Genomic DNA, 24,385 nt, shown 5'->3' with positions numbered 1-24,385 from the left:
ATAGATTGTCATGATGAAAATTTACTGTTAGTTTGATAAGTAATTTTTATCGATGATGGACTAGGAGTGGCCGTGAATCTTTTCAATTCTTTAATGACTTCAGTAGTTGTAGTCGCTGCAATATGCGTAATTGCGCTCTACCAACCCAAATATGCTTATGCTGAGCCCCAAATAAAAGCCTTAACAAGTAAGGTTGAGAATGCTTCAAATGCAAAAACAGTAGAACTAAAACTCGTGGGAGTCAGCGGGCAAGTCACTAATTATGATGTCACTTCATTGGAAAGCTTATTAAGAAAAAAAGAAGAGCAGCTTTATTCTTCGTTCAACGTTCAGCCTAAACAGCTTTACATTGTGTACCAAAATTTTACTGATGATTTTCAGACAATGACGGTCACTATGGGTTATGACAGCCGTATTTTTCGAGGTGAGCAACAGACTTACCCTTACCCAAAAGGTAAAACACAACTACTACTGTCTAAAGGTAAGCGCACGAGTGATGAATTGCTGAATGCTTGGAATAAAGTTGATTATTCCAGAGCAGTTAAAGCGGTGATTGAAGTTAAATATTTGGCTGAAGACGGCTCGACTTCAGCGACTGAACTTAACGTGCTGTATTAGGAGTTAATTATGGATATATTACTGCAGCCTTTTAAGCTAGAAGAGTTAGATTATCTATATACCTTAATTGATGACTGGTTTTTTGTCGTTGCACTTGGGTTATTTGGTGTTGAACTTCTGAGGTATGTCTTTAAAAAACAATTTACTCGAAATCTTCTGGGAGATAGCGTTGCTAACTTTGTCACTCTTGGTCTGTTTCTGTTCACGCTATTGTTTACGGCATTAGCTTATACATCAGTGTTTTTCTATGTGTATGATAATTTTAGAATCACAGAGTTACCTTTTACCATGTGGACCATTTTTTGTTGTATCGTCCTTGCCGATTTAGCGTATTACTGGGAGCATCGTTTCTTACACAGTAATGGGTTTGCTTGGGCAACTCATACCGTGCATCACAGCTCACCACACTTCAATATTTCGGTGGCTTATCGACATGGGCCGTTGGATTGGTTTTTCCCATTATTTTTCCATCTACCGCTTGCCGTTATTGGTTTTAATCCAATCATCATTTTCATATCAGAAATGCTAGTGCAGTTATTTCAGACTTTATTGCATACAGAAAGTGTTAAAAAACTGCCTCGTCCATTTGAAGCGATTTTTAATACACCTTCTCACCATCGAGTACACCACGCAACAAATACAAAATATATTGATAAGAACTATGCTGGCATTTTTATCATCTGGGATCGTATGTTCGGTACGTTTGCGAGAGAAGAAGAGACAGTGCGTTATGGTGTTTTCCCGAGAATCAATAGTGTGAATCCGATTAAGATCTATTTTGATGGATATTGGAAGTTGCTAAAACGATTTATTACTGCTCCAAACTGGCGATACCGGTGGAACTTATTTGTGAAGCCTCCTATCTGGACTTGGCAACAAGAAAGAAAAAATAAATAACCACTTTTTGTAGCCTGCATCAAATAATGCAGGCTATTTCTTTAGTAATGACATTAAGAATGTGATGATTCAATGAATAATCAACCGGCAAATCTATTACATGAACGCCTTCACTATAGAGTGCAGCTTCAAGAATTGTCTCAAGTTCATCATGAGATTGAGGTCGATGGCCAACAGCACCAAAGCTTTCTGCATACTTCACAAAGTCAGGGTTATTAAAATCTAACCCGAAATCTTCAAAATCTCTGCCTTTTTGCTTCCACTTGATCATGCCATAAGCGTTATCGTTTAAGATAATTACGACCAAATCGAGCTTCATACGAACAGCGGTTTCAAGTTCCTGTGAATTCATCATAAAGCCACCATCACCATTAATGGAAACGACTTTTTTAGAAGGGTTGAGCTGCTTGGCGACCATTGCCGATGGAAGCCCAGCTCCCATAGTTGCAAGTGCATTATCGAGAAGTAATGTGTTGCTTGAGTGGCAAGCATAATTACGTGCGAACCAAATTTTATAAATGCCATTGTCGAGCGTAACAATGTCCTGATCATCCAAACGTTTTCGTAAGACTCGGACTAATCGTTGAGGCAGTATTGGAAAGCGCTTGTCATCAAAATACTCTGAAACTTTCTCATCAACGAATTGTTTAACTCTTTTAAAGTAACTGAGATCTTGGGTTAATTTTTTTGTGGCGCATGTCAATGCTTCAACGGTATCGCTGATGTCTCCAGCAATGTTCAATTGCGGGAAATACACTTCGTCGCATCGTGCTGGAAAGAAATTGATGTGAATGACTTTTGTACCATTTTGCTCCATAAAAAAAGGCGGCTTTTCTACAATATCATGTCCGACATTGATGATTAAATCTGCACGTTCAATAGCACAATGTAAAAAATCGTTTTCAGATAATGCTGATGTTCCTAGAAATTGTGGATGCCTTTCATCAACAACCCCTTTACCCATTTGAGTATTGAAAAAATAGATACCCGTTTTATCAATAAATTTGGTCAGTGCTTCTGTTGATGACTTCCTATTTGCACCTGCGCCGATTAACAGTAGTGGTCTTTCTGACGCATCAATCATTTCGATTGCATGCTCGATGCAAACCGGATTTGCTTGTGAACGACGACATTGAATCACATCGTAAACTTCTGAATCGGTAATGGATGCTGCTATGTCTTCGGGCAATTCAATGTAAGCAGCTCCTGGTCGTTCTTCGCTGGTTAACCGAAATACCTCTCTGATCATATAAGGGACATTATTACCATCACTGATTTGCTCAGAGTATTTTGTTATTGGTTTCATCAAACCAACAACATCTACAAGTTGAAAACGGCCTTGTTTCGATTTTCGTATGGGTTTTTGTCCACCTAACATTATCATTGGCATTGCGCCTAATTGAGCATAAGCAGCAGCGGTGACAAAATTAGTTGCACCTGGACCTAAGGTGGATAAACACACGCCTGGTTTGCCAGTGAGACGCCCATAAGTTGCTGCCATAAAGCCAGCTGACTGTTCATGGCGAGTAAGAATAAGTCGAATTGAAGAATCCACAAGCGAATTTAAGAAGTCTAGGTTTTCTTCACCGGGAATCCCGTAAATATATTCAACACCTTCATTTTCTAATGCTTTTACGAATAAGTCCGAAGTTTTCATTTCCTATCCTGAATACGAGCAATCTAAGTAAGTATAGAAAAGCATTTGTGGTTCGTTGGGCTAAACTGTTTTTATTAGAAAGTGATGAGTTCGTTTTTACCTTAGGAGAAAAATATGCGTAACAAATGTGTGCATTTTTTAGCGGTAGCACTGCTTCTGTTTCACCCTCTGTTATCTATCGCTCAGCAAACCGATAAACAGAAACAAATGAGCGAATTCATCCAAAGTAATAAAGGCCAAGCCATTAACGATCTCAAAAATATTGTGAATATCAATAGTGGTACCTTTAACGTTCCAGGGGTTAAAAAGGTGGGTGAATTTTTTAGAAAAGAATTTACTGAACTTGGGTTTAAAAGCTATTGGGTCGAATCACCGCAAAGAGCCGGTAACTTATTTTCTACCTACGGTGAAAATAGTGGTAACTGTATTTTAATGATTGGGCACCTTGATACTGTGTTTGCTAAAGAGTCTCCGTTTCAGAAGTTTGTTTTAGACGGGGATAAGGCTCATGGCCCGGGTGTGGTCGATAATAAAGGCGGGAATCTTGTCATCTTGTACGCGATGAAAGCATTAGCACACACCAATCAGCTTAAGGGGAAGTGTATTTTTGTTGCATTAATGGGGGATGAAGAAAACAGTATTGGTGGAGCCAAACTGAGCAGGCAAAACTTAATCAAATTCGCAAAAAAATCGAAAGCTGCACTCGGGTTTGAATGGCAAATTGCTAATAAAGGCACAATTGCAAGACGTGGTTACACGAGCTGGAAGTTAACCAGTTCATCAATGGCCATTCACTCTTCAAAAATCTTCTCTAAGGAAGTTGGGTTTGGTTCAGCCTATGAGCAAGCGAGAGTATTAAATGCATTTCGTAAAGCGTTTTCTGATAGTAATGGGTTAACTGTCAACCCGGGGAAAATCGTAGGTGGCTCTTCGGTTAAGTTTAAAACTGAGAATGACTACGAAGGGTATGGTAAAGATAATATCACCGCAGGAATTGTTGTGAGTGAAGGTGACTTGAGGTTTAAAACTCAAACACAACTCAAGAATGCAAAAGCGATGATGAAGAAAATTGTTGCAACACCTCTTCTCAAAACAAAAAGCCAAATAGAATTTTTTGATGAAAAACCCGCAATGGCGGCTACACCTGAAAATATGGCACTTTTCAATAAATATGCTGAAATAGCTGCACAAGTGGGCGAGCATAATATTACACCGCTTGATGCTAATAAGAGAGGAGCCGCTGATATAAACCACGTTGCCCCTTTCGTTCCAACGCTTGGTGGGTTAGGTGTGCTAGGTACTGGTCTTCACTCAGTACAAGAAACGATTGATTTAGCAAGCTTTCCACAAGCAATGATTAAAACAGCGTTATTGGTAAACGCTATATCAGTGGATAGCTACACAATAAAATAAACACCGACACACTAAGAATGTGATTGACTTCAAATTCCATATTTGTATATTCGTATATATTAAAAAGCATATATTAAATATTGGGTATAAAAATGGGAATCTTTGAACGTTATCTATCTTTGTGGGTTGGCTTAGCTATTGTTGTCGGTATTGCACTTGGCAGTTTAATGCCAAGTGCATTCAGTTACATTGCGTTGCTTGAATATGCCCACGTAAATTTACTTATTGCTGTTTTAATTTGGTTAATGATCTATCCAATGATGGTGCAGATCGACTTTTCGTCTCTGAAAGATGTAGGTAAAAAGCCAAAGGGGTTAGTACTCACACTTGTTATAAATTGGTTGGTGAAACCGTTTTCGATGGCATTATTAGGTTGGCTTTTTTTTAAAGTGTTTTTTGCCAACTGGGTAGACGCTGAAACAGCGACACAATATATATCAGGAATGATTTTGTTAGGAGTTGCTCCCTGTACTGCGATGGTATTCGTATGGAGCCAAATGACAAAAGGCGATGCTAATTACACTTTGGTGCAGGTCTCTGTTAATGATGTCATCATGATATTTGCATTTGCTCCTATTGCGGGTTTGCTGTTAGGAGTCAGCGATATCACAGTGCCATGGGATACACTGGTATTATCTGTTGTGCTGTACGTGTTATTTCCGCTCATCGCTGGTGCGTTGACTCGACATAAATTGAATAAAAGTGGTGAGCGAAGACTTGAACAGTTCAGTAAAAAATTGAAACCATGGTCTGTTTTTGGGCTGATATTAACCGTGGTTTTATTATTTGGATTCCAGTCAGAAGCTATCATCGATAAGCCGCTTGTGATTGGAATGATCGCAATTCCATTATTAATACAGACTTATGGAATTTTCGCACTTACTTACTATTTTGCGAAAAAGCTAAAGCTAAAACATAACATTGCTGCACCAGCTTGCATGATTGGCGCTTCAAACTTTTTTGAGCTTGCTGTTGCTGTCGCAATTTCATTATTTGGCTTACATTCAGGTGCTGCTTTAGCGACTGTAGTTGGTGTGTTGGTTGAAGTTCCAGTCATGCTTTCATTAGTTTGGTTTGCAAATCGCACCAGAAATTGGTTTGAGTAGGAGCAAGTTATGATTGTTGTGCATCATAATCCAGACTGCGGTACATCTCGTAATGTGCTTAATATTATCAGAGCGGCGGGGTACGAGCCGATTGTAGTGGAATATTTAAAAGTAGGGTGGACTCGGCATCAATTACTGGCGCTATTTGCCGCTGCGAACCTAACTCCTAAGCAAGCATTGAGGAAAACGAAGTCACCCGCTGAAACGCTTGGGCTACTTAATGAGACTGTTACTGATACTGAAATACTCGATGCCATGTTGGAATACCCTGTGCTCGTTAATCGCCCGATAGTTTGCTCTCCCAAAGGAGTTAAGCTGTGTCGTCCAAGTGAATCTGTGCTGGATATGTTAGACACATGGCCTACAGGGCCTTTATTCAAAGAGGGCGGAGAAATGATCCTTGATGAATCAGGGCAACAACCAGTTTCTGATATTGATGCTTAGCTAGGACTTTTGCCTTTTTCGTTGTATCTGCACGTCAGATCAGCGAAAATAGCGCCAATTTTATATTTCCTTTTGATAGAAAAAATCAATGTCTAACACTGTTATTCCTGAAGAAGTGTCGAAACGTCGCACGTTCGCCATTATCTCTCACCCGGATGCGGGTAAAACTACGATTACTGAAAAAGTATTACTTTTCGGACAAGCGCTGCAAAAAGCGGGTACGGTAAAAGGTAAGAAGTCTGGTCAACATGCAAAGTCTGACTGGATGGAAATGGAAAAAGATCGTGGTATTTCGATTACTACTTCTGTCATGCAATTTCCGTATAACAATGCTTTAGTCAATCTACTCGATACTCCTGGTCACGAAGACTTCTCAGAAGATACGTATCGTACTCTAACGGCTGTAGACTCTTGCTTAATGGTGATTGATTCGGCCAAAGGTGTAGAGCAGCGAACCATTAAGTTAATGGAAGTAACACGTTTACGTGATACACCAATCATTACCTTCATGAACAAGCTTGACCGTGATATCCGTGATCCCATCGAACTGATGGATGAAGTTGAAGAGGTCTTAAAAATCGCTTGTGCGCCAATTACTTGGCCAATTGCTTGTGGTAAAGAGTTCAAAGGTGTGTATCACATGCTTCGTGATGAGACGATTCTTTATCAAACAGGGCAAGGTCATACTATTCAAGACTCTGTGGTAATTAAAGGTCTTGATAATCCTGAACTCGATGAAGCTATTGGTTCTTATGCTGAAGATTTACGTGAAGAATTAGAGCTTGTGCAAGGTGCTTCACATGAGTTCGATCTGGAACTGTTTTTAAAAGGTGAGTTAACGCCAGTATTCTTTGGTACGGCATTAGGTAACTTTGGTGTTGATCACGTACTTGACGGTGTTGTTGAGTGGGCTCCGACACCGCTTTCTCGTGAGACGGAAGAGCGAGTCGTAGAGCCGAATGAAGACAAGTTTTCTGGTTTTGTTTTTAAAATCCAAGCGAACATGGACCCGAAACATCGTGACCGTGTGGCGTTTATGCGTGTTTGTTCTGGTGAGTACCGCCAAGGTATGAAAATGAAGCATGTGCGTTTGGGCAAGGATATAAACGTCAGCGATGCATTGACGTTTATGGCCGGCGACCGAGAGCGTGCAGAAACCGCTTACCCAGGTGATATTATTGGGTTGCACAACCACGGTACCATTAAAATTGGTGACACGTTTACACAGGGTGAGTTAATGCGATTTACAGGTGTACCCAACTTTGCACCTGAATTGTTCCGTCGCATTCGTTTACGCGATCCTCTGAAACAAAAGCAGTTACTTAAAGGACTTGTACAGTTATCAGAAGAAGGCGCTGTACAGGTATTTCGCCCTATAAACTCCAATGATTTAATTGTGGGCGCTGTTGGTGTGCTCCAGTTTGAGGTTGTTGTTGGTCGTTTAAAAACAGAATACAATGTTGAAGCCATTTATGAGGCTGTCAGCGTTGCGACAGCTCGTTGGGTGTACTCTGATGATGACCGTAAACTTGATGAGTTTAGACGTAAGTGCAGCTCGAATTTAGCGCTAGATGGTGGTGATAACTTAACGTATATCGCACCTACTATGGTAAATTTGAATTTGTCTATGGAGCGCTATCCAGATATTAAGTTCTCTAAGACGCGAGAGCACTAATACTCATAAACGTTATTAAAATAAAAAGGTCGCTAAAAGCGGCCTTTTTGTTGGTGCAATGTAAAGAACGTCTCATACGGGAGATATTATTTGAGAAGTCATCATTCCCGCTATATTCCACAACTCGACCACCTTCGTTTTTTTGCCGCCATGCTCATTGTGATATTTCATATTTTTAATGGTGAATTTCACAGATTGTTTCATCGTCTTCATTTTGACATTGGCGTCACTGTATTTTTTACTTTAAGCGGATTTTTATTTTTCAATATCGCCATAAACTCGCAGTACAAAATAATCTATAAAAAATTCATTTTGAATCGATTCTTAAGAATCTACCCAATGATCATCTTTTTGTTCTTCTTATTAGTGGTGTTAATTAAAGATTTCACATTCATTGACTATCTAAACTTATTTAGCCTTAATTTTCCTGGGACAAAAGTAATCTCTTGGGGGGCCGGTGACTGGGGGTATCAGTACTTATCTTTCAATTGGTGGACTATTGGCGTTGAGTTTGTTTTTTACTTAATTTTTCCATTTCTTTTTCAATTTTATAAAGCTAACGGCATAAAGTATTTATGGTCAGTGCTCTTTCTGATTATTTTTTTCAGGTTTGGTCTTTTTGAATTAAAGCTTGGTGAGTATGGATTCAAAATGCTTTCAATTAAACTCAATTATTCGGTTATCGGTAATTTAGATTGCTTTATTGTTGGTATGATAGCTGGTCACTTCTATCACTTTTTCTTAGCAAAGCGTTTGGCTGTAGCGAGAGAAGATCATCCCGTTTGGGTTCAGTTTTTCTTTGCCTGTTATGTATTGGCCATGTGGGCTTTTTTAATCGCCTATTTAGATGATTTTAGCCAAGTGTTATCTCCACTTGTGAGTAGCCTGTTATGTGCCGGATGTATTGTACTGTATATCAGCTCGTTTTCAGATCAGTCTCGCTATTCTAAAGTTTTAAGCTATTTAGGAACATTGAGTTTTTCAATATATCTATTGCACTCATTTATTGGTGATTTAGTATCACTAGTGCACTTCGATATAGTAATACAGCAATACACTCACATACCTCTTGAGTACGCAAAAGTCGGTCAGTTTCTACTGATAACCTTGCCGTTAACTATCATTATTTCGTCAATTACCTATTCAACGATTGAAAAACCATTTTTGCAAATGAGAGTTAACTATTTTAATTGTTAAATTCAGTCAGCAAATGATCAGCATGATTCCGTTAGTCTTTGAATCTAATTGGAATTTAATAAGGCAAAGTAATGCTGGATATTGCAATTGTAGTAATTTTCTTTGTAATCAATATCCTTATAGGAGTATATAGTGGTCGGAATATCACTAATTTTACTGAATATTCAGTTTGGAAACGTTCTTTTGGCAGTTTTGCCATCTGTGCTTCCCTAACCGCTTCATTTTTAGGGGGCGGTTATATCATGGGTAATTCAGCCAAAGCATATTCTATTGGGATGGTCTATGCTTACGGCCTTATCGGTTTCTCATTAAAAGAACTCCTTGTCGGTTTACTTATTGCACCCAAAATGAGTCAGTACAGCGATTGTCATTCTGTTGGCGATATAATTGGACGGCATTATGGTGCCAAAGCAAAATTAATGACCGGAATTTTTTCGTTACTCATTTGCATCGGAATATTGGGATCTCAAGTTAGCGCTATAGGCGTACTGTTCAGTTTATTTTTTAAAATACCAATGCACATCGGAATTTTCATTGGTTTTGGAATTATTATATTTTATTCCGCTTTAGGTGGAATGCGAGGAGTCATATACACAGATACCTTCCAATTTTTGATCATCATGATAGGCATCCCTTTAATTTTAGTTTGCGGTGTTTCTTATCTTGGTGGATGGCAACACTTTATTGCCAATGTCCCCCCAGAAAAACTTAACCCGTTTAATCATCTACATTCTCAATTGGCATTTTTTAGTTTATTCATGACGTTTCTTGTAGGCGAAGTTTTAGTGCCTCCCTATGTGCAAAGACTGTTTATGGCTAAGTCGACCAAAGAAACAAAAACAGCAACTGTGGTCGCTTCAATATTATCGGTACCCATTTTTATTATCGCCGGGTTTATTGGGCTTGTAGCACTTCAACTTAATCCGCATTTAGCGGCCAATGATAGTATGCCTTATGTCGTTAAATACGCTGTTCCAGTAGGTTTAAAAGGAGTTGTAATCGCCGGTTTAATTTCTGTAATTATGTCGTCAGCTTCCAGCTTTTTAAATGCAGGTGCAATTGCTTTCACTCACGATGTATTACCCAGTATTATTGAGTACGATCATTTTAATAAAAAAAGACAGCTCAGAATCGTCCGTTTAGTTTCTATTTTCCTTGGTATAGGCGCAGTGATAATGGCTATGAGTGTACAGAATATTCTTGATATACTGATTTATAGTTACAGTGTGTGGGCTCCCGTGATACTCGTTCAGCTTGTGGCAGCGATTTATGGAAGGCCTGTATCCATGAAAGGCTTTTTTGTATGTGCTGGCGTTGGTGTAATAGCTACGGTTATGACCTCAGTACTTGCTTCACATAACAGCTTAATGAGTCCGAATGTTTTAGGTGTTCTTGGCAGTTTAATTACATTTTGGATATTAAAATCTAAGGAAAGAAAAACGTGTTGATCGACTCCCATGCTCATATTGACTTCCCCGAATTTGATCTCGATAGAGATGCGCTTTTTGAGCAGATGAAACTTAATGGTATTTCAACTGTACTTATTCCAGGTGTTTCATCGGCTCATTGGCAAAAACAACTTTCTATTGCAAAAAAGTATCAGTGTCCTTTCGCATTGGGGATTCATCCTTGGTATGTCACGGAAACATTCGAACAAGAACTCGTCGAATTAAAAAAAACCATCGATCAGCATTTAGAAAGCGATCACATTGTCGCAATAGGGGAGTGTGGTCTCGATAAAATTAAGTCTAATAACTGGGCGCAACAAATATCAGCCTTTGAAGCTCAACTTCAACTTGCCGTAGATTATCAAATGCCATTGATTGTTCACTCAGTAAGAGCGCATGGAGAAGTATTAACGTTATTAGCAAAATATAAATTACCTAAAGGCGGCATAATCCATGGTTTTTATGGCTCTGTTGAAGTTGCGAAGCAATACGTAAAACTTGGATTTAAGCTAGGGATCGGCGGCTTAATATTAAATAGTGATGCGAAAAAGCTTCATAAAACGGTTCAAAACCTACCGATTAGTTCGTTTGTGGTTGAGACAGATTCCCCCTCAATGTTACCAAAAAATCGTGACCAAAGTCGCAATACGCCACTTCTCATTAATGAAATTGTCACAAAAATAGCGGTTTTGCATGCAAAACCATTCGTTCTCATTCGAGAACAATTAGCGGCATCTGTTTCTCAAGTTGTTGACATTTAAGGGTTCTCTTCGAAACAGTTGTGGTTAACGGGTTGCGGTGTCGTTAACTTATTGATACTTAATTCCAAAAACTTGATCAAGGCAACGATTTTTCAAAATAGCTCAGGTATAATCTCACCCCGAAATGGGTTGGTTAACAACAAAATTATAAAACGTTAACAATTAGGGTGATGGTTAATGAATATTCTAATGAGCTTGGTAGGTATCGTTGTTCTACTTGGTATAGCATTTGCGCTATCCAACAATAAGAAAGCGATCAACTTCCGTACAGTTGGTGGTGCTTTAGCAATTCAAGCACTGTTCGGTGGTTTCGTACTTTACGTGCCTTTTGGTAAAGATGTTCTTAAAACAGTTTCTGATGGCGTTTCAAGCGTTATCGGTTTCTCTCAAAGCGGTATCAGTTTCCTTTTCGGTGACTTAGCAAACTTTAAAGTTGGTTTCATCTTTGCAATCAACGTACTGCCAGTAATCGTATTCTTCTCTTCATTGATTGCTGTTCTATATTACCTAGGCATCATGCAGTGGGTTATCCGCATCATCGGTGGTGGTCTACAAAAAGCACTAGGTACTAGCCGTACAGAATCTATGTCAGCAACTGCGAACATTTTCGTAGGTCAAACTGAAGCACCGTTGATCGTTCGTCCATTCATTGCAACTATGTCTCAGTCTGAGCTATTTGCAATCATGGTTGGTGGTCTTGCTTCAATCGCTGGTTCTGTTCTAGCTGGTTACGCTCAAATGGGTGTACCAATTGAATATCTAGTTGCCGCTTCATTCATGGCAGCACCAGGTGGTCTATTAATGGCTAAACTGATGCACCCTGAAACTGAAGAAGTTAAAGATGACACATCTGATCTTCCTGAAGATCCAGACAAGCCTGCTAACGTATTAGATGCAGCAGCAGCTGGTGCTTCATCAGGTATGCATTTAGCACTTAACGTTGGTGCAATGCTTCTAGCATTCGTTGGTCTAATCGCAATGATCAACGGCATCATCGGTGGCATCGGTGGTTTCGTAGGTGTTGAAGGTCTTAGCCTTGAACTTATCCTAGGTTACTTGTTCATGCCATTAGCATTCTTAATCGGTGTACCTTGGAACGAAGCTCTTGTTGCTGGTTCATTCATCGGTCAAAAGATTGTTGTTAACGAATTTGTTGCTTACTTAAACTTTGCTCCATACATGCTAGACCCAGCAGCTGAAGGCTTCAAAGCTGTAGCTGAAACTGGTGTTGCTATGACTGGACGTACTAAAGCAATCATCTCGTTTGCACTATGTGGTTTCGCTAACTTATCTTCAATTGCGATTCTACTAGGTGGTTTAGGTGCTATGGCTCCTAGCCGTCGTCATGACCTAGCTAAGCTTGGTCTACGCGCTGTAATCGCTGGTTCTCTAGCGAACTTAATGAGTGCGACTCTTGCAGGTCTATTCTTAGCACTGTAATGAGATTGAGGCAGCGATAGCATCGCTGCCTTTTTTATAAAGTAAGTAGTTTTAAGCCTGTTAACGACCATATTTCATTGTTTCATTGAGTTAGACCTTAGAACGTCAACGACTAAACCTAAAGCTGAATAATAAAGCTTTAAAAAGTTGATAACTCAATAAAAACAAATTTGCGATTTTGTTCACATTTAAGAATTTAAAGTTTGTATTTTTACGCTAACCTATTGTGCTTCTAGCCAATAAAAGTAAAATGCACACACCATAAAAAAAGACGCTGCCCTCGATGGCAGGAACCTAAAATAAATGGGGTTGATGATGAAAAATGTTAAAAACTTTGCTTTAGCTGCAACTGCAGTAGCTGCAATCTCTGGTAACGCATTTGCTGCTGACCGTACTGACGTACATGCTGGCGATTACAAGTGGATGCAAGCTAACTTAATGTATTCAATTGGTGAAAAACCAACATCTAAAGATCAAAAAGGTGGCGATACTCATAACTACCTAGAACTTGAGTTTGGTGGTCGTGCTGGTGTTGTTGATTACTATGGTTACTTAGACGTATTCAACTTAACAAACCGTAGCACAAGTGATTCTGACAAAGGCACTGGTTCAAGCAAAATGTTCCTTAAGTTTGCACCACGTTTCTCTTTAGATGCAATCACTGGTAAAGATTTATCTTTCGGTCCAGTTAAAGAAGTTTACTTCTCTACTTTATTAAACATCGGCGGTGGTGCAATTGACACTCAAGCTGGTGGTGCCGGTGATGTTAACCAGTCTTTCTGGGGTTTAGGCGCAGATGTTGAAGTACCTTGGTTAGGTAAAACTGGCATGAACCTTTATGCTAACTACGACATCAACACTAAAGAATGGAATGGTTATCAGTTCTCTGCAAACTGGTTCAAGCCTTTCTACTTCTTCGATAACAAGAGCTTCTTATCTTTCCAAGGCTACGTCGATTATCAATTCGGTGCTAGCGACAAAGGTAACGAATTTGTACCTAAAGTTAGCTCAGGTGGTGCAGGTTTCTTAGGTCTATACTGGCACTCAAACCGTTATTCTCTAGGTTATGGTCTAAAAGGTTATAAAGACGTATACACTCTAGAAAATAATGCAGGTATTGTTGCTCTAAGAACAACTGGTATCTCTCATTACTTCGCTGCTACTTACAAGTTCTAAATTTAACTTGTTTGTGAATGGAGTCGCAATTTGCGGCTCCTTTATTTTGTAAATTAAATAATAAATACAAGTCATTATTCGAATTTAGTTTTATAAAAAATAACTTCAAATACTGATTTTTTCTTGCGCTAAAATGGATTTTTCGCGGAAAAGTGGACAACCTTTCTCTTCAGTTTCCTGAAAAGCGCTCCTCTCTTCCGGTCTTCAAGGATTCAAGTCGTGGCATTATCGAAAGATAATTTTTTGAGCTTTTAGCTCATGACATTGAATACTTTTTTAAGCATTAACGATTTCATTGTTGATGCAGCAGATCTAGCCAATGGCTAAAACAAATCAAAATTGCCAAATAGGGATCTGCTATTCCGATTTCTAATTTTATTTTGTTGGAGAAAGCAAATGACTGATTTAAAACAAGCGGCTCAACGCGGCATTTCATTAATGGATCTTACTACGCTTAATGACGACGATACGGATCAAAAAGTAATTGATCTATGCCATAAAGCATTGACTCCAGCTGGTAAAACTGCAGCTATCTGCATTTATCCTCGTTTTATTCCTGTTGCACGTAAAACATTAAAGGCACTAGGCGCTGAAGATGTTCAAATCGCAACAGTAACTAACTTCCCACATGGTAATGATGATATCGAAATCGCAGTAACTGAAACGCGTGCTGCAATCGCATACGGTGCTGATGAAGTTGATGTTGTTTTCCCATACCGTGCGCTAATGGCTGGTAATGAAGAAGTAGGTTTTGAGCTTGTAAAAGCGTGTAAAGAAGCTTGTGCTGAAGCAGACGTACTTTTAAAAGTGATCATTGAGTCTGGCGTTTTGAAAGATCCTGCTCTTATTCGTAAAGCTTCTGAGTTATCAATCGATGCAGGTGCTGATTTCATCAAAACTTCAACAGGTAAAGTACCTGTTAATGCAACGCTAGAAGCTGCAGAAATTATGATGACTGTGATTAAAGAGAAAAATACGAAAGTAGGTTTCAAGCCAGCTGGTGGCGTTCGTGATGCTGCTCAAACTGCAGAATTCTTAGGCGTTGCTGAAAAATTATTAGGTGCTGACTGGGCGACTCCACGCACATTCCGTTTTGGTGCTTCGAGTTTATTGAATGCTTTACTTCATACTTTAGAGTTAGCTGACGCTCCTAAACCAAACCAAGGTTACTAAAAGTCGACTCTTAGGGTGTGAAATGATTGATTGATCAAATTATTGAACATCCTTAACCAGAGTTCAGATTTATAACAAGAAAAGTGTGATCAAACTCCCTTTGGTCACCGCAAAACTTCGATAATATGTACGTAAAATTACTACAGTTTTGTTTTTAAATCTTGCAAAGGTGTAAGCCGGGATGATGAATTCTCGGTTACATTCTGGAGGCTACACCATGTTTCTTGCTCAAGAAATCATTCGTAAAAAGCGTAACGGTCAAGCGCTATCTAAAGAAGAAATCCAATTTTTTGTTGATGGTATTACCAACAATAATGTTTCAGAAGGTCAAATTGCTGCTTTTGGTATGGCGGTGTATTTTAATGACATGAACATGGATGAGCGCGTTGCAATTACGACGGCGATGCGTGACTCAGGTATGGTATTAAATTGGGATTCAATGAATTTTGATGGACCTGTAGTTGATAAACACAGCACCGGTGGTGTTGGTGACGTTATCAGCTTGATGCTTGGCCCAATGGCAGCAGCTTGTGGCGGTTATGTACCAATGATTTCTGGACGTGGTTTAGGTCATACAGGCGGTACATTAGATAAGTTTGATGCAATTCCAGGTTATCAAACTGAGCCAGACAGTGACTTATTCCGTAAAGTGGTTAAAGAAGCGGGTGTGGCAATTATTGGTCAAACTGGTGATTTAGTGCCAGCGGATAAGCGCTTCTATTCAATCCGTGACAACACCGCAACTGTTGAATCAATTTCTTTGATTACAGCGTCAATTCTTTCTAAGAAATTAGCGTGTGGTCTTGACGCATTAGCGATGGACGTGAAAGTCGGTAGTGGTGCATTCATGCCAACTTATGAAGCATCTGAAGAGCTAGCTCGTAGTATTACTGCCGTTGCAAATGGTGCTGGTACTAAAACCACAGCATTACTTACTGACATGAACCAAGTTTTGGCATCGTGTGCTGGTAATGCTGTTGAAGTTAGAGAAGCGGTTGATTTCTTGACAGGTAAATATCGTAACCCTCGTCTTTATGAAGTGACTATGGGTCTTTGCCAAGAAATGTTGATGCTTGGTGGTATTGCGGCAAATGAAACTGAAGCTAGAAATAAACTGAACACAGTACTAGACAACGGCCGAGCGGCTGAATTATTTGGTAAGATGGTATCTGGTCTAGGTGGTCCAACTGATTTTGTTGAAGCCTATGATAAGTATTTGCCTGAAGCTTCTATTGTTCGACCTGTATTTGCAGATAAATCAGGTTTTGCACACAGTATGGATACTCGTGAACTGGGTCTTGCTGTTGTTACATTAGGTGGCGGTCGTCGCAAGCCAGGTGATGCACTTGATTACAGTGTAGGTTTAACTAACGTTTGTGCGTTAGGTGATGAAATTAATACTGACAAGCCACTTGCTGTGGTACATGCTCAGTCAGAGGCTGCATTTGAAGAAGCAGCTGCAGCAGTGAAAGGCGCAATTCAATTAAGTGATACTCAGCCAGAGAAACAAGTTGAGATTTACAAAGCGATTCGCGCTGAAGATCTGTAAGGAAAGATTTATGAAACGTACAGTTATTTTAATGCTAGATTCTTTTGGAATCGGTGCAGCAGGTGACGCTGAAGCCTTTGGCGATGTAGGTTCAAATACATTTGGTCATATTGCTAAAGCGTGTGCAGAAGGTAAAGCTAATATCGACCGTGAAGGTGAGCTTAAACTGCCAAACCTTGCAAAATTAGGCCTAGGTCATGCTGCTAAAGAAAGTACAGGCGCTTTCCCTATGGGGTTTGACGACAATGTTGATCTGATTGGTTCGTATGGTTACGCAGCTGAAATCAGCTCTGGTAAAGATACGCCAAGTGGTCACTGGGAAATGGCAGGTGTGCCAGTTCTATTTGAATGGGGTTATTTCAGCGATCAAAATAACTCTTTCCCTAAAGAGCTAACGGACAAAATTCTTGAACGTGCGGGTTTAGACGGTTTCTTAGGTAATTGCCATGCATCAGGAACAACCATTCTTGAGCAGTTAGGCGAAGAGCACATGAGTTCAGGGAAGCCAATTTTCTATACCTCTGCTGACTCAGTGTTTCAAATCGCTTGTCATGAAGAGACTTTCGGCTTAGAAAACCTGTACAAACTTTGCGAAATCACACGTGAAGAGCTAGAACCATATAATATTGGTCGTGTAATCGCTCGTCCATTTAATGGTCCGAATGCGAAAGAATTTGCACGAACAGGTAACCGTCGTGACTTCTCGCTTGAGCCGCCAGCGAAAACAGTACTGCAAAAGCATGCTGAAAATGGTGGTGAAGTTGTAAGTGTCGGTAAGATTGCTGATATTTACGCACATTGCGGTATCACTAAAAAAGTAAAAGGCAATGGCCTTGAAGCTTTGTTTGATGCAACACTTGAGCAAGTTAAACAAGCTGGCGATAACACGATTGTATTTACCAACTTCGTAGACTTTGACTCTCACTATGGTCATCGTCGTGATGTTGCTGGTTATGCCAGAGGTCTTGAGTATTTCGACGCTCGTCTGCCAGAGTTGCTTGAAATTCTTGATGATGATGACTTTTTATTGCTTACTGCTGACCATGGCTGTGATCCAACATGGCCGGGTACAGATCATACTCGTGAGCATGTTCCAGTATTGGCGTATGGCGCTGGTTTAGGCGCTAAATCTCTAGGCGGACGTGACACGTTTGCTGACATGGGACAGTCAATTGCAAGTTATTACAAATTAGAGCCAATGGAATACGGCCAGTCATTTTTATAAATATTTAATGAGCCTGAAATATCATGCTCATAAGCTGTCCAATCAACACATATCGGACAGCTTTTATAGTGACGAACACGAATAAAATGGGTAACTTACCCACCAAATTAACATAAGGCATAGACCTTAAAACATAGGGGTTATATCGATGGCAACACCACACATTAATGCTGCTGACGGTGCATTCGCTGAAACAGTACTTTTTCCAGGTGATCCACTACGCGCTAAGTACATTGCAGAAACTTTCTTAGAGAACGTTGAGCAAGTTACTGACGTTCGTAACATGCTAGGTTTCACTGGTACTTATAAAGGTACTCGCGTTTCTGTTATGGGTTCAGGTATGGGCATTCCTTCTTGCTCAATCTACGCAACTGAACTAGTAAAAGACTACGGTGTTAAAAACTTAATCCGTGTAGGTTCTTGTGGCGCAATCAGCCTTGACGTTAAAGTTCGTGACGTAATTATCGGTATGGGTGCTTGTACTGACTCACAAGTAAACCGTTTACGCTTTGGTGGCCAAGATTTCGCAGCTATTGCTGACTACGGTCTACTTTCTGCCGTGGTTAAAGCTGCTGATGAGAAGAACATTAAGCACCGTGTTGGTAATGTTTTCTCTGCAGATCTTTTCTATACGCCACAGCCTGAAATGTTCGATACCATGGAAAAAATGGGTATCTTAGGTGTTGAGATGGAAGCGGCTGGTCTTTACGGTGTAGCTGCTGAATACGGTGCAAATGCACTTTGTGTTGTAACTGTATCTGATCACATTCGTACTGGTGAAGCGACATCATCTGATGAACGTCAAAGCACGTTCAACGAAATGATTGAAATGACTCTAGAAGCTGTTGTAAACCTATAATTTACACTGTTGCTTCATAAAAAAAAGCCGCTTTTGCGGCTTTTTTTATAGGTCTAGATCGATTTCTTTAGTGTGTAATCTAGTCTAATTTTCGTCTTTGCTTCAACGACTTCCCCGTTTACAAACTTAGGGGCGTAACGCCAGTCTTTGAGGGTTTTAATTGATGCCCTTTCAAAACTTTTACCGCCCTCGCTGTCTAAAATTTCAATATCTTCAACAAAGCCGCTTTTATTTACGACAAACTCTAATGTGACATAGCCAGTTTTACCTTTTTTAGCAGCCCAAGATGGATAGTGATTTGCAGAGCGATATAATGGTATTTGCTGTTGCACATTATCATCCCAAGGCTTCATTTTGCCAATGGCGACACAATGTGCAGTCGACTTTGTACTCTTGCCTTGTTTTTCATATATAGGAACAAGACGAGCATGAGAAGCTAATTTATATGGATGGCTATAATCTAAAACGTCCATTTGTTTTACCACTTCTTCAAATAACGCTGCAGCTTTAGAATGTTTTTTTTCTGCTTCGTAAATCCTTGCAACATTGAAGCTAGCTCTTACTCTTTCCATTGAGTTTTCAGGTAATTTTTCTTTATAGATTTCGAGGGCTTCTTTGGCAAAACGTCCCAACTTTTTGCTGTAATACTTTGACGATAGCATTCTAAAGGCTTCTAGTTTTACCTTTGCCTCTAATAACTCTGAGTTATCAGCGATATCTATCGCATCTTCAATATGTTGATAGGCAATAGATTTATTTTTCGCTGTTTCTGCGAGTTTGAGTTGAGCATCAATGATGTCATTTTTAAATTCTGAGTCCTGAGATACATAAATGCGCAATGCTTTTTGGTACAGCTTATAAGCTTTGGCGTGCTGATCTTTCTGTACATTCTGTTCATCAATGTGATTTTGAACTGCAGAACCGTAATTAAGTAATAATGCAGCAATGTTATGACTATTCTCAGAATATTTTTGCAGTCCAAGCTGATAGGCAGATTTTGCAGTATCAACAATAAGTTGCTTATCTTCTCCGCCTAACGCTTGTTGGTAGGCCTTGTAAGCATCTGAAAAATTTTCTGCTTGAGTAATGGGGGAAAAGCTAATGACGCCGACGAGCAAGGGGATTGAAATATTTTTTAACATGATAAGTCCTTTTTTTGAATATGCTATCCAAATGTGAACGAATGTTAAAGAATATTTAGTGATAACACTACTGTCATTTAAGCCTTTTTGTTATGCGAAGAAAGTTCGCCCTTTTTATTGATAGTGAACGGCTCAATAACATTCCAATGATCACCGAGATTAGCAGCAGTAATTGTTGTTGCTCAGCGTTGTGTTTTATGTCATTTCTTAACACGGCTAAAAAGGATGATTCATTAAAGCGTAGTTCTACATAACCGATGCTTTTTTTATTCAATATTACTTTTTTGATGTATGGTGAAAATGCGGACAGATTTACCTGATTCACCTTACTATCTTTAATTGCATGGTGATCACTTTGTGCAAATGCCTCTCTACGGCCTTTAGCATCATAAATCGCTGCTGAAATGACTCTAGGATCTTGGGTTACACTTTCCACTAACCATTGCAGTTGAGATGTTTCTTGGTTTTGTAATGCAGAACTGGCTGCGTAAGTCACATTGTCTAAGAGAAGATATGACATTTTGTTAGCTTGTTTTTCTAGTAAAGATTCAGATTGTAAAAAGTTCGCTTGCCAAAGTTGAATGGTAAGTACGATGAGCGCTAAAGCAATTGCAAATTGGATAAGCAAACTGAATTTATGACTTTTTTTTAGTTTTTTAAGATGTAACACTAAACACCTCATTAATAATAAAAAGTTGGAGTAGTTGATAGTATGAGCGCATTGTTTAACTGGTTAAAAAACTCTGTAGAGAGTCAATTTTTGGGATTAACAAACCAGGTCACTCGCTATCAAGAAGGACAGGCTCCCTTGTCATCAACTAAGATACTACGCCTTGTTTGGAAGGATAATCAACTTGATGATGTTATTGAGCTCTGGCTGGAGTCACTTGGAGTTGATTTTCAGGTTTGTTCATTAAAGCGTGATCAAGCATTAAACGGTGTTGAAATTTGTTTAACTCAAGAGGTTACTGCCGAAAGATTAAATTCATTACGATTAAACACTGGAATAGAAGTGTTTGAAGTTAATGAACCATTACCACAACTTAACTCACCTGGTGTATTGGTTATGGATATGGATTCAACCGCTATTCAGATTGAATGTATTGATGAGCTTGCGAAAATGGCAGGTGTAGGTGAAGCTGTATCAGAGGTCACTGAGAGAGCAATGGCTGGTGAACTTGATTTTGAAGAAAGTTTAAGGGAAAGGGTTAGCAAATTAAAAGGCACTTCATTTTCAGTTGTTGACGATTTACTCTCCGAGTTACCCTTGACTGAAGGGCTGACTTCAATGTGTTATGAACTTAAAAGCCACAACTGGAAAATTGCACTAGCATCTGGTGGTTTTACCCCTTTTGTCAACGCATTGAAAACTCAGTTAAACCTCAGTGCAGCATATGCAAACCACCTAGAAGTCGAGAGTGAAGTATTGACGGGGAAAGTGTTAGGTAAAGTTGTCGATGCAAACTTTAAGGCTGAAGTGATCACACAAATATCCAGCGAGTCCAATATTAGTGATCAACAAACTGTGGCAATTGGTGATGGCGCGAATGATATTCCTATGCTTAAAAGGGCTAGGGTTGGTGTCGCATTTCATGCGAAGAAGTTAGTTAATGAAAACTCAACTTTTCAAATTAACCATCTAGGGTTGGGTGTTTTATTGTATTTGGTTGAGGTTAAGTAAGACTAAGAGAAATAAAACAGCCGTACTTATGATAAGTACGGCCCTAATCTGTGTTATGCGCCCATTTTTACCGTAAAGTTAGGTTTATTTTTCTTTCGGCGCTTTATCGGTGGAAAGTAGCCAGCCATTGAATGAAAATCAAAAAACTCTCTAGAATACTCATCTTGATTTTCTTTTTCCTCCTCTTCTTCATCGTCGAAAATACGATAAGATTTACCGGAGATCATTAACTTTAAAGCTGAATTTCTACCTCTTTTTGAACCCACTTCAATAATGGGTTCTGATGATGTAAACATGATGCGTGTTATTGAAACCATGATGCACCCCCTATAACCAATGAAACCACTCCTTTGGGGCATGAATCCGATGCTCATCGACTCATCAGAGATATGTTAGCTCGAATATGACTCAACATTAATTCTATATAAATAAAAATTAATTTCGAGATTTACCTTATATATAGACAGTATTTTATATCCTTCAATGATATATAGGTAGGAATGTAAACTTAATTTAATCTAGGGTACATATTGAGCTAATAATTTAGCTTCAGAGGTGATGTCGAGAATGTCACCAACACCAATGGTATTCCAGAGTTTTTCATCTAAAATTTTGGCTTTATGTGCAGCATGGACAGCAATGTAATCACGCTCTTGAGCAATATAGCGATTATCAGGTTTTCCTGTAACGCCATAAAAGACTCTGAGTGCAATAAAACGTCCAGTATCTTTGCTCTGTTCAATAAAGCGTTTTTTCTGTTGATTTGTTTTGAATTGGTCGGCTCTAATGCAGTGCAATTGAAATTGCCCGCGAGATTGGTTGGTTAAACGTAAGAACAAGTCTACAGAAACCATCTCATTGGTTGATTTCATTTTGCGAAGCGCATTTAAAATTGTGGGTTTAAATAAACCTTGTTCGAATATTGGTGCCAAGTTGTATTCCATTCCATTCGCTACTCCGCTGGAGAACAAATCTGTGATCTCATTATTCTGCGTGGAGATACCAACGGCGGAGAGTTTGGCTGATTTTTTAGTTTTTTCGATAAAAAAAGGTGTAGAAGGTAACTTACGCATCAGTAAGTTTTTCATGCCGTCAGACAACTCTTTAACATTATCATCACTGTCAGAGAGTTGTTTGAGCTTTTCTTGGTTATGAATAATCAGGCGATTGAGAAACTCTACACCTACGTGTGGCTCATGACCGATATTTGCGGCAAGGTGTAATTGTTTACCACTCTTTCTTTTTTTAACGATTCGATATGGGAGCTCAACAAGCTGGGCTTTACCGGCAAGCGTCTGTAACTTAGGAAGTGCAATCTTTATCGGTTGGTTTTCGTCCAAACCACAAGGTTCAGTAAAAATGACTTGAAGCCCTTTCGTTGATATATCACCAGTGATACCGGAAACACTTTTATCACCTTGAATAATATCGACTTGAGTCTTAAATGAGTACCTAGGCTCCTGTCGTCGTTCTGTAAAGTTCAATGAAATACTTTTTACTTTATTTTTTGCCTCTTTTGCTTGAGCAAAAACCTTGAGTTCATTGGGGCTAGCTTGGCTTCGTACGTTTCTTAATGTCTCAAGTGCCACATCACTGGTTAAGTCGACAAGATTAATGACATGACTAAACTGGGAAAGCTGTTGCTCTACTAAAGGTGAGTAGTGGCTATCATCGCCGGGTAATACAGCTGTTTTGTAGGTTTGATCATGATCAATACTTTCAAGTTTCAATCGGAAAATTTTAAAGCTGGTTTTATTCGCACCAAATTTAAAAAACAGTTCGGTGAAGTTAGAGCTCATTAACTCTGCGAGTGTTGCGCTATAAAAGTAAAGTGTTTCTCGCACACTATGGGTGAAGCAAAAAAGTAAGTTATGCTCAAAATTGTTTGGATCAGCTTGGAGTTGACTTAATCGAGTTGAAGATAGCGTTTGAGGTAATTGGCAAATGTCCCTTTCATCGTTAAAAAAGCTTTTCAATCCTTGGTTTTCAGCACTAAGTAAACAATGGCTTATTACTTTTTTAGTTGAATTTAAGAAAAGCGGTAAATTCCGATAATGCGGTAAATAATGACGTTCATACCCTAAACCAAGTGTGTTTGTATAGACTTCATTGACATCAACTTTGTAGCGGAACTTATAACCTCGTATCAAGTTGGTCAGAATTTTAACCAGATCATCCGAACCATTAATTCGCTTTAGCCTAAAGATGGCGTGTTCACCATCTAATGTAGAATCAACGATTTCGTATTCAATACCTTGATGGAGATCTTCGTAATAATACTCTTCATTCAGCTCATGCAATTTCAATAGAATAGGTTGGTCTATATCAAGGCTATGTTTGGCAGAAACTTTGATTCTTGCGCCGCCAACAGATAAGTCTATCGTTGTTCCTTTAGCTTCTGTTCTGCCCGACTGAGAAGCCGTTATTTGGATGCTGTAATTCATTCGCTCTTCACAGCGATTGAAGTAAGTACCAAGTACAACGCCAGGCACAATAAAACTATCATCAGAAACTTTTTGAGCGTCTTGCTTAAGAGAGAGCAGTCTACTTCGATGTTCTTGTATCACTTCTTCGTAAACACCAACGGTGTATTGTTGTTGATAACGGACAAGTGCAGCAAAAAAACTCTGTTTTGCAGGTTCATCTAACATGTGAGTCTGTTGATTAAACTCGACGGCTTCACACGTTAATTCTGTTTTATCACGTAAATCGATAATGCGACTGCAATGTCCTGCTAGTCGATTGAGTTCCATTTTTAATAAAAAGCGATTAGTGCTTGTTTCAGACGCAGTGAGTTTATCGAACATATCAGAAAAGTCAGGTTCCATTAATAATGGTTTGAGCTGTTCGATTAATGCACTTTTTACTTCTTCAAAACTCATGTGTCGATTCTTTGTCGTGATAAATTGATGTCAGCCTGATAG

21 protein-coding genes are annotated in these 24,385 nt (G+C 39.2%); 16 read left to right on the top strand and 5 right to left on the bottom strand.

The window, feature by feature from the left end:
- Positions 1-72: 72 nt before the first annotated feature.
- Positions 73-618, top strand: a complete 546-nt coding sequence (locus tag AC1EU2_RS10110; protein ID WP_480298165.1) for a hypothetical protein — start codon at positions 73-75, stop codon at positions 616-618.
- Between the two features lie 9 nt (positions 619-627).
- A complete protein-coding gene (locus tag AC1EU2_RS10105; RefSeq protein WP_480298164.1) occupies positions 628-1,515 on the top strand; it encodes a sterol desaturase family protein in 888 nt (295 codons plus the stop codon).
- Positions 1,516-1,534: 19 nt separating this feature from the next.
- Here the strand turns inward: AC1EU2_RS10105 and AC1EU2_RS10100 are convergent, their stop codons facing one another.
- Positions 1,535-3,172, bottom strand: coding sequence for an acetolactate synthase large subunit (locus AC1EU2_RS10100; RefSeq protein ID WP_480298163.1), 1,638 nt, complete (start codon positions 3,170-3,172; stop codon positions 1,535-1,537).
- 114 nt (positions 3,173-3,286) lie between these two features.
- Here AC1EU2_RS10100 and AC1EU2_RS10095 point away from each other — a divergent pair, with 114 nt between their 5' ends.
- From AC1EU2_RS10095 to deoD, 13 genes are all read left to right on the top strand, one after another.
- Entirely contained in the window at positions 3,287-4,585 is a 1,299-nt protein-coding gene (locus tag AC1EU2_RS10095) for a M20/M25/M40 family metallo-hydrolase (protein ID WP_480298162.1), read from the top strand.
- A gap of 92 nt (positions 4,586-4,677) precedes the next feature.
- On the top strand, positions 4,678-5,691 hold the full coding sequence (gene arsB, locus AC1EU2_RS10090) for an ACR3 family arsenite efflux transporter (protein WP_480298161.1): 1,014 nt from the start codon (positions 4,678-4,680) through the stop codon (positions 5,689-5,691).
- A 9-nt stretch (positions 5,692-5,700) separates the two neighbouring features.
- On the top strand, positions 5,701-6,135 hold the full coding sequence (locus AC1EU2_RS10085; RefSeq protein WP_480298160.1) for an arsenate reductase family protein: 435 nt from the start codon (positions 5,701-5,703) through the stop codon (positions 6,133-6,135).
- 88 nt (positions 6,136-6,223) lie between these two features.
- Entirely contained in the window at positions 6,224-7,810 is a 1,587-nt protein-coding gene (gene prfC, locus AC1EU2_RS10080) for a peptide chain release factor 3 (RefSeq protein WP_480298159.1), read from the top strand.
- 90 nt (positions 7,811-7,900) lie between these two features.
- On the top strand, positions 7,901-9,007 hold the full coding sequence (locus AC1EU2_RS10075) for an acyltransferase family protein (RefSeq protein ID WP_480298158.1): 1,107 nt from the start codon (positions 7,901-7,903) through the stop codon (positions 9,005-9,007).
- A 71-nt stretch (positions 9,008-9,078) separates the two neighbouring features.
- Positions 9,079-10,455 carry a sodium:solute symporter family protein gene (locus AC1EU2_RS10070; RefSeq protein ID WP_480298157.1) on the top strand — a complete coding sequence of 459 codons (1,377 nt, stop codon included), beginning with the start codon at positions 9,079-9,081 and terminating at the stop codon, positions 10,453-10,455.
- Positions 10,452-11,216, top strand: a complete 765-nt coding sequence (locus AC1EU2_RS10065) for a TatD family hydrolase (RefSeq protein ID WP_480298391.1) — start codon at positions 10,452-10,454, stop codon at positions 11,214-11,216. The genes AC1EU2_RS10070 and AC1EU2_RS10065 overlap by 4 nt, the downstream gene beginning before the upstream one ends.
- A 177-nt stretch (positions 11,217-11,393) precedes the next feature.
- Positions 11,394-12,656: a NupC/NupG family nucleoside CNT transporter gene (locus AC1EU2_RS10060; protein WP_480298156.1), complete on the top strand. Its 1,263-nt coding sequence runs from the start codon at positions 11,394-11,396 to the stop codon at positions 12,654-12,656.
- A gap of 315 nt (positions 12,657-12,971) precedes the next feature.
- Positions 12,972-13,832, top strand: coding sequence for a nucleoside-specific channel-forming Tsx family protein (locus AC1EU2_RS10055; RefSeq protein ID WP_480298155.1), 861 nt, complete (start codon positions 12,972-12,974; stop codon positions 13,830-13,832).
- Positions 13,833-14,228: 396 nt separating this feature from the next.
- Positions 14,229-15,005: a deoxyribose-phosphate aldolase gene (gene deoC, locus AC1EU2_RS10050; protein ID WP_480298154.1), complete on the top strand. Its 777-nt coding sequence runs from the start codon at positions 14,229-14,231 to the stop codon at positions 15,003-15,005.
- 217 nt (positions 15,006-15,222) lie between these two features.
- Complete coding sequence (gene deoA / locus AC1EU2_RS10045) at positions 15,223-16,554, top strand: thymidine phosphorylase (protein ID WP_480298390.1); 1,332 nt, start codon at positions 15,223-15,225, stop codon at positions 16,552-16,554.
- A gap of 10 nt (positions 16,555-16,564) precedes the next feature.
- On the top strand, positions 16,565-17,779 hold the full coding sequence (locus tag AC1EU2_RS10040; protein ID WP_480298153.1) for a phosphopentomutase: 1,215 nt from the start codon (positions 16,565-16,567) through the stop codon (positions 17,777-17,779).
- Positions 17,780-17,927: 148 nt separating this feature from the next.
- Positions 17,928-18,638 (top strand): purine-nucleoside phosphorylase, encoded by a 711-nt coding sequence (gene deoD / locus AC1EU2_RS10035; RefSeq protein ID WP_480298152.1) that lies wholly within the window; start codon positions 17,928-17,930, stop codon positions 18,636-18,638.
- A gap of 53 nt (positions 18,639-18,691) precedes the next feature.
- On the opposite strand, the gene AC1EU2_RS10030 is transcribed toward deoD, so the two are convergent.
- Positions 18,692-19,780: a TonB family protein gene (locus AC1EU2_RS10030; RefSeq protein WP_480298151.1), complete on the bottom strand. Its 1,089-nt coding sequence runs from the start codon at positions 19,778-19,780 to the stop codon at positions 18,692-18,694.
- Between the two features lie 73 nt (positions 19,781-19,853).
- Positions 19,854-20,450 (bottom strand): AhpA/YtjB family protein, encoded by a 597-nt coding sequence (locus tag AC1EU2_RS10025; protein WP_480298150.1) that lies wholly within the window; start codon positions 20,448-20,450, stop codon positions 19,854-19,856.
- A 42-nt stretch (positions 20,451-20,492) separates the two neighbouring features.
- Between AC1EU2_RS10025 and serB the strand changes: the two genes are divergently transcribed.
- Positions 20,493-21,461, top strand: coding sequence for a phosphoserine phosphatase SerB (gene serB / locus AC1EU2_RS10020; protein WP_480298149.1), 969 nt, complete (start codon positions 20,493-20,495; stop codon positions 21,459-21,461).
- A 53-nt stretch (positions 21,462-21,514) separates the two neighbouring features.
- On the opposite strand, the gene AC1EU2_RS10015 is transcribed toward serB, so the two are convergent.
- Both AC1EU2_RS10015 and AC1EU2_RS10010 read right to left on the bottom strand, forming a co-directional pair.
- Positions 21,515-21,778 (bottom strand): hypothetical protein, encoded by a 264-nt coding sequence (locus tag AC1EU2_RS10015; protein ID WP_480298148.1) that lies wholly within the window; start codon positions 21,776-21,778, stop codon positions 21,515-21,517.
- Positions 21,779-21,979: 201 nt separating this feature from the next.
- On the bottom strand, positions 21,980-24,343 hold the full coding sequence (locus AC1EU2_RS10010) for a PilZ domain-containing protein (protein WP_480298147.1): 2,364 nt from the start codon (positions 24,341-24,343) through the stop codon (positions 21,980-21,982).
- Positions 24,344-24,385 lie beyond the last annotated feature (42 nt).

It is taken from the genome of Parashewanella sp. 2304DJ23-3 (genome assembly GCF_056591695.1).
This window is presented reverse-complemented; position numbering and strand designations above follow the sequence as displayed.

What these genes read in the sequence shown, in the direction of transcription:
- AC1EU2_RS10040 (WP_480298153.1), top strand. Translation starts at nt 16,565, where the DNA reads ATGAAACGTACAGTTATTTTAATGCTAGATTCTTTTGGAATCGGTGCA.
- AC1EU2_RS10060 (WP_480298156.1), top strand. Translation starts at nt 11,394, where the DNA reads ATGAATATTCTAATGAGCTTGGTAGGTATCGTTGTTCTACTTGGTATA.
- deoC (WP_480298154.1), top strand. Translation starts at nt 14,229, where the DNA reads ATGACTGATTTAAAACAAGCGGCTCAACGCGGCATTTCATTAATGGAT.
- AC1EU2_RS10095 (WP_480298162.1), top strand. Translation starts at nt 3,287, where the DNA reads ATGCGTAACAAATGTGTGCATTTTTTAGCGGTAGCACTGCTTCTGTTT.
- AC1EU2_RS10055 (WP_480298155.1), top strand. Translation starts at nt 12,972, where the DNA reads ATGAAAAATGTTAAAAACTTTGCTTTAGCTGCAACTGCAGTAGCTGCA.
- deoD (WP_480298152.1), top strand. Translation starts at nt 17,928, where the DNA reads ATGGCAACACCACACATTAATGCTGCTGACGGTGCATTCGCTGAAACA.
- AC1EU2_RS10010 (WP_480298147.1), bottom strand. Translation starts at nt 24,343, where the DNA reads ATGAGTTTTGAAGAAGTAAAAAGTGCATTAATCGAACAGCTCAAACCA.
- AC1EU2_RS10070 (WP_480298157.1), top strand. Translation starts at nt 9,079, where the DNA reads ATGCTGGATATTGCAATTGTAGTAATTTTCTTTGTAATCAATATCCTT.
- deoA (WP_480298390.1), top strand. Translation starts at nt 15,223, where the DNA reads ATGTTTCTTGCTCAAGAAATCATTCGTAAAAAGCGTAACGGTCAAGCG.
- arsB (WP_480298161.1), top strand. Translation starts at nt 4,678, where the DNA reads ATGGGAATCTTTGAACGTTATCTATCTTTGTGGGTTGGCTTAGCTATT.
- AC1EU2_RS10100 (WP_480298163.1), bottom strand. Translation starts at nt 3,172, where the DNA reads ATGAAAACTTCGGACTTATTCGTAAAAGCATTAGAAAATGAAGGTGTT.
- AC1EU2_RS10105 (WP_480298164.1), top strand. Translation starts at nt 628, where the DNA reads ATGGATATATTACTGCAGCCTTTTAAGCTAGAAGAGTTAGATTATCTA.
- serB (WP_480298149.1), top strand. Translation starts at nt 20,493, where the DNA reads ATGAGCGCATTGTTTAACTGGTTAAAAAACTCTGTAGAGAGTCAATTT.
- prfC (WP_480298159.1), top strand. Translation starts at nt 6,224, where the DNA reads ATGTCTAACACTGTTATTCCTGAAGAAGTGTCGAAACGTCGCACGTTC.
- AC1EU2_RS10085 (WP_480298160.1), top strand. Translation starts at nt 5,701, where the DNA reads ATGATTGTTGTGCATCATAATCCAGACTGCGGTACATCTCGTAATGTG.
- AC1EU2_RS10015 (WP_480298148.1), bottom strand. Translation starts at nt 21,778, where the DNA reads ATGGTTTCAATAACACGCATCATGTTTACATCATCAGAACCCATTATT.
- AC1EU2_RS10030 (WP_480298151.1), bottom strand. Translation starts at nt 19,780, where the DNA reads ATGTTAAAAAATATTTCAATCCCCTTGCTCGTCGGCGTCATTAGCTTT.